Origin of the sequence: Kitasatospora sp. NPDC093806 (assembly GCF_040683335.1) — a bacterium.
Taxonomy (GTDB): Bacteria; Actinomycetota; Actinomycetes; order Streptomycetales; family Streptomycetaceae; genus Kitasatospora.
Window position 1 is genome coordinate 1 of sequence record NZ_JBFBDO010000221.1, and the last position, 4,480, is coordinate 4,480.

Annotated in this window: 3 protein-coding genes and 1 pseudogene; all 4 read right to left on the bottom strand. The window is 77.8% G+C overall.

What is annotated here, in order from left to right; translation table 11 throughout:
- Positions 1-1,591, bottom strand: a 1,591-nt coding sequence (locus AB0N76_RS39300; RefSeq protein WP_363565655.1) for a bpX6 domain-containing protein, incomplete at its 3' end; no start/stop codon positions are given.
- Entirely contained in the window at positions 1,588-3,321 is a 1,734-nt protein-coding gene (locus AB0N76_RS39305) for a hypothetical protein (protein WP_363565656.1), read from the bottom strand. The genes AB0N76_RS39305 and AB0N76_RS39300, both read right to left, overlap by 4 nt.
- A 225-nt stretch (positions 3,322-3,546) precedes the next feature.
- Positions 3,547-4,050, bottom strand: coding sequence for a hypothetical protein (locus AB0N76_RS39310; RefSeq protein WP_363565657.1), 504 nt, complete (start codon positions 4,048-4,050; stop codon positions 3,547-3,549).
- Positions 4,047-4,480 (bottom strand): annotated as a pseudogene (locus AB0N76_RS39315) (AAA family ATPase); the annotation flags it as partial. The pseudogene AB0N76_RS39315 and the gene AB0N76_RS39310, both read right to left, overlap by 4 nt.

The following is a 4,480-nucleotide window of genomic DNA, read 5'->3' on the forward strand; positions in this document are numbered from 1 at the left end:
CCTCGTCGGGCCAGACGGCTTCGACGGCGCCGAACCGGTCGCCGGCGGCCCGGCAGTGCTCGGCCCAGGCGACGCGCAGCCCGCGGGCGGACGCCGGGTCGGTGGCGGCGAGACGTTCGACGGCGGTGGCGAAGGCGCCCCGGCGGTGGGCGGTCCGGACGGCGCGGTCGCGGTCGCCGGCCCGCCACCAGAGGCGGACGACCAGGTCGGCGGCCAGGTCGCGGCCCTCGGCGAGTTCGGCGGCCTGCGCGGAACGGCCGTGCCGGTCGAGCAGGGCGACGGCCTCCTCGGGGGCGTCCAGCAGATCGGCGAGGACGTAGGCGGCCTCGTCGATCCGGCCCTGCTGGGCCAGCCGTTCGGCCGCCTGCCGGTAGAGCGCGGTGAGGTGCTGGTGCGCGGTGGCGCCGTGGAACGGGGTCGCGGTGGTCGTGGTCTTGCCCTGCGGGGTGGGGCGCAGCGCGCCGGTGAAGCGGCGGGGCAGGGCGAGGGAGAGCCAGGTGCGCGCGTCCTCGGTCTTGGTGCCGGGCGTCATGTCCGGCTTCTTGTCCGGGGCGGCGAGCGGGAAGGCGTCGCGCAGGGCGTCCTCCCAGCGCTGTTGTTCGAAGGCGCGGGTCAGGTCGTGCAGGTAGCGCATGTGCCGCCCGTAGAGCAGGCGGGCGGCCGGGGTGTGCAGGGTGAGGCGGGCCAGCAGGTGGCCGAGGAGCGGGCGGCGGGCACGGCGCCTGGGAGCACGGGCGGAGGTCCCGGCGGCGGTCCCGGCGGCGGCGGTCCCGGCGGAAGCGGCGCCGTCCCCGGGCAGGCCGGGGAGCAGGCGGTAGACGACCGATCCGACGAGGACGGCGAAGCAGACGCCGCCCAGGCTGAAGCCGCGTTCCTGGATCAGCCGGACCAGGTCGGTGGCCAGGAACAGGCCCGGCAGCACCGCCAGGAGGAGGATGACGACGGTGTAGGCGAGCGAGCCGGAGGAGATGGCGGGCCGGGCCGGCCACCGCAGGACGGCGCGCCACCGGGACCGGGCACCGGAGGCGCCGGAACCCGGGGTGTCGGAGCCAGGGGCGTCGGCGATCAGCCGACGGGCGCGCTCGGAGGGCGGCTTGATGCCCGCCACCGCCCGCAGGTCCGGCCGGCCGGGCGCGGGGAGGGCCTCGTCCACCGGCGCGGCCTCGGGGGCCGGGGCCGCGCCGACCGGGCGCGGGCGGTGCAGGGTGAGGCCCGCGAGGGAGAGCCAACCGGACGGGTCGGTTTCGGGCAGTTCGGCGATGGTGTGGGTGACCGCCTGCCCGCCTCGGGTGAGCACGAGCTGTCCGGCCGGGGCCGGTTCGGCCTCTGTCCCGGCGTCCGCCCCGGCCGGCGTCCCGGTCGCCGCCAACGCGCCGGTGCGACGACGCTCCAGCGGCACGCCGGGTGCCCGGTCCGGGCGGAACGGGACCTCCTCGGGGAGTGTCAACAGCCAGCAGCCGTCCGGGAGTTCGCGCAGGCGTGCACCCTCGCTCCAGAGTGCGAGGACCCGGTCCGCGGCCTCCGCCGGGCCGATCAGGGGCACGTCCAGGACGAAGCCCGCGGCGTTGGCGCCGGCGCCGGCGGCGTTCATTCGGCACTCCCGATCATGTGGTGGATCCGGCCGGTGGTGGGGTCGCCGATGACGAGTCGGCCCGGCTTGGTCTCGGCGGCGATCAGCGGCAGGGTGGGGTGCACGGTGGGCACGGCGAGCGGAGCGGAGAACCCGATCAGCGTGCGGACACCGTCGGCGCGCACCGCGCGCACCAGGCGGCCGCCGGGCGAGCGGGTGATCAGCACCGGTTCTTCGCGGTCGAGGACCAGGCCGATCACCTCGGCGTTATCCTGGAAGGCGATCCGCCGCTCATCGCCCACCTTGGTCAGCGCCGTCCAGTCCTTGCCGTCCTCCGACCAGGCGACCGCGCCGCCCGCGTGCACCAGGTGCCGGGCCCGCGCGGTCTCCGGCGGCAACACCCCGCCGAACAGCCGGGGTTCGCGGAACCGGTCGAAGTGCAGCGGGCCCTCGGCACCGGGCGCGACCGGGCCGTCGTCGGTGACCGTGCCGTCGGACGCGAACCGGCGCCAGCGGCCGGCGAGCGGCATCAGCAGGTCGTCACCGGCGCGCAGCAGCGGCAGCACCGGGCGGTCCGCCAGCTCCGCCAACAGGGCTTCGTCGAGGCCGAGTTCGGCCGGGTCGACGGCGAACTCGCCGGGTGTCCCGAGCGCGCGGCCGCTGACGTACCGGAGCACCCGGCCCCGGGAGAGGTGCAGGGCGATCAGGCGGCGGCCGATCCGGGCGGCGGCGATCACCGGCCCGTTCATCCGGTGCTGCTTGGGCTGGACGAGGGCGACGTCGCGCCGGTCGGGGTCGCGCACCTCGACGGCGAGCAGCATCCCCTGGCGCGCACCCCGCATGAGCAGGGTGGTGGCCTCGGAGTTGAAGACGGGCAGCAGGCCCCCAGGCGCGTCGGCCGTCGTCGCGGACACGGGCAGCGTGCCGACGACCGGGCCACTCCGGCGGAACTCCTTGCCGCGCAGCGCCCGGACGGCGATGTCCCCGGCGGGCAGCGGGAGTTCGAGCGCGGCGTGGTCGAGGCGGACGGTCACGTGGGTGGCGCCGGCCTCGCCCCAGCGGCTCGCCTCGCTCGCCAGGACCCTCGGGAGAGTGGCGGGCCGCCCGGACGAGAGCAGGTCGGCGAGGCGGGGCGAGGTGAGCAGCCAGGCCTGGTCGGCGGCGTCGAGGGCGGTGGCGGCCCGGTGCACGTCCTCGGGGGTCGGGTCGGCGGTGCGGCGGGAGCGCAGCCAGGCGGGCAGCAGTTCGGCGAGCTCGGCGGACTCGGCGGATTCGCCGGTGAGCCACGCGCCGGGCTCGTCGCCGAGGACGCCCACCAGCAGCTCGCTGCCGCGCGCGGCGGCCCGCCGGTGCAGCACGAGCAGCGCGGCGAGCTGGACCAGCCGGCCCGCGCCCGCCTGGGTCGGTCCGGCGTCCACCAGGGCGACCGTCCGGCCGCGGCTGGTGGGGGTGCTGAACTCTGGCGCGAGGTAGAGGAGTTCGCCGTCGACGTAGCGGCGCAGGAACTCGTCGGGGTGCTCTTCGGCGAGCAGCCATTCGCCGGGCAGCAGCTGGTCCGGCCGCCCGGACCGGCCGATCCCGCCCAGCCCCTCCGGGTCGCCCGGTCCGGCGTCCGGCACCGGCTCGCGGGTGCCGACGAGGGCGTCCAGCCGGCGCAGCAACGGGCCGAGCGCGAGGGCGAGTTCGGGGCTCAGCGCGGACAGCGAACCCGCCCATGGGGCGAGCCCGACCGGCATACGGGCGCCGCTCATCGGCCGACCCTCCGGGAGTGGGGTGCGGGCGCGGGCCGTCGGCACGCGGCGGGGACGCCCAGCCGACGCAGCAACGAGCCAAGGGCAACGGCGAGTTCGGGTCTCGGCGCGGACAGCGAGCCCGCCCAGGAGGCGAGCCCGACCGGCATACGGGCGCCGCTCATCGGCCGACCCTCCAGGAATGGGGTGCGGGGGTCACGGTGACCGGACGTCGGTGTACGGCGCTCACCGCTCCGCCCTCCGGGTGTACGGCGTGAGCGCCTCCGGGTCGGTGGCGGGGGCGGGAACCGGCGCGACGAGGGCGTGGTCGGGGGTGAGCACGCAGAGCTCGCCGGGTGCCGCGCCGAGGGCGGCGCGCCACAGCGGGGCGGCGGGCAGCGGGCGGGCGGTGGTGGGCACCAGCAACTCGCCGTCGCGGCCGAGGTAGCGGGCGCCGTCCGACCACGGCAGGTCGGTCTCCGCCCCGAGGACGAGCAGCACGTCATCGTCGGCGAGGACGCCGAGCCGGGCCCCATCGGCGAGCCGTTCCCGGGTGGCGGCGGCCAGCGCGGGGACGGCGTCGCCGACCGCGAGCACGGCGGCGGGCGTCAGCGGCGGCTCACGGCGCTCCCAGCGCAGCGGGACGGCGGGCACACCGGCGGGCGGTGCACCGTCCGAGCGGGCAACGGGCACACCGGTGAGCGACGACCCGGTGGCGGGCGGCGCGACGGGCAGGGGTACGGACGTCACGAGGGCGCGACCGCCGCGACCAGTTCGGCCCGTATGCCGGCCAGCGCGGCAGGCAGGTCGGCCGCGGCGAAGCCCGCGTCGATCTCCCGCAGGGCGGCCTCCAGGCGCAGCCGGGAGTCGCGGCCCTCGGGCAGGTCGCGGTGCTCGGCGAGCAGGGCCGCGCCGGTACGGGCGAGCCGTTCGGCGCGGGCGGCCGTGCTGCGCGAGAGTTCCTCGGCGGCGTGCGCGAGGCTCCGATTGGCGGCCTTCTCGATGAGTTCGGCGAGGGTGTCGCGGGCCAGGGCCTGGGCGTCGGCGGTGGGGGCGATCAGTGGCAGCACCCACAGGTCGCGGGCGGCGGCGACGGTCCGGCCGTCCAGCACGGCGGCCGCCGCGACCAGCCACTGCGCGCCGCCGGCGTGCCGATCGGCGACCGGCGCGCCGTCCGCTC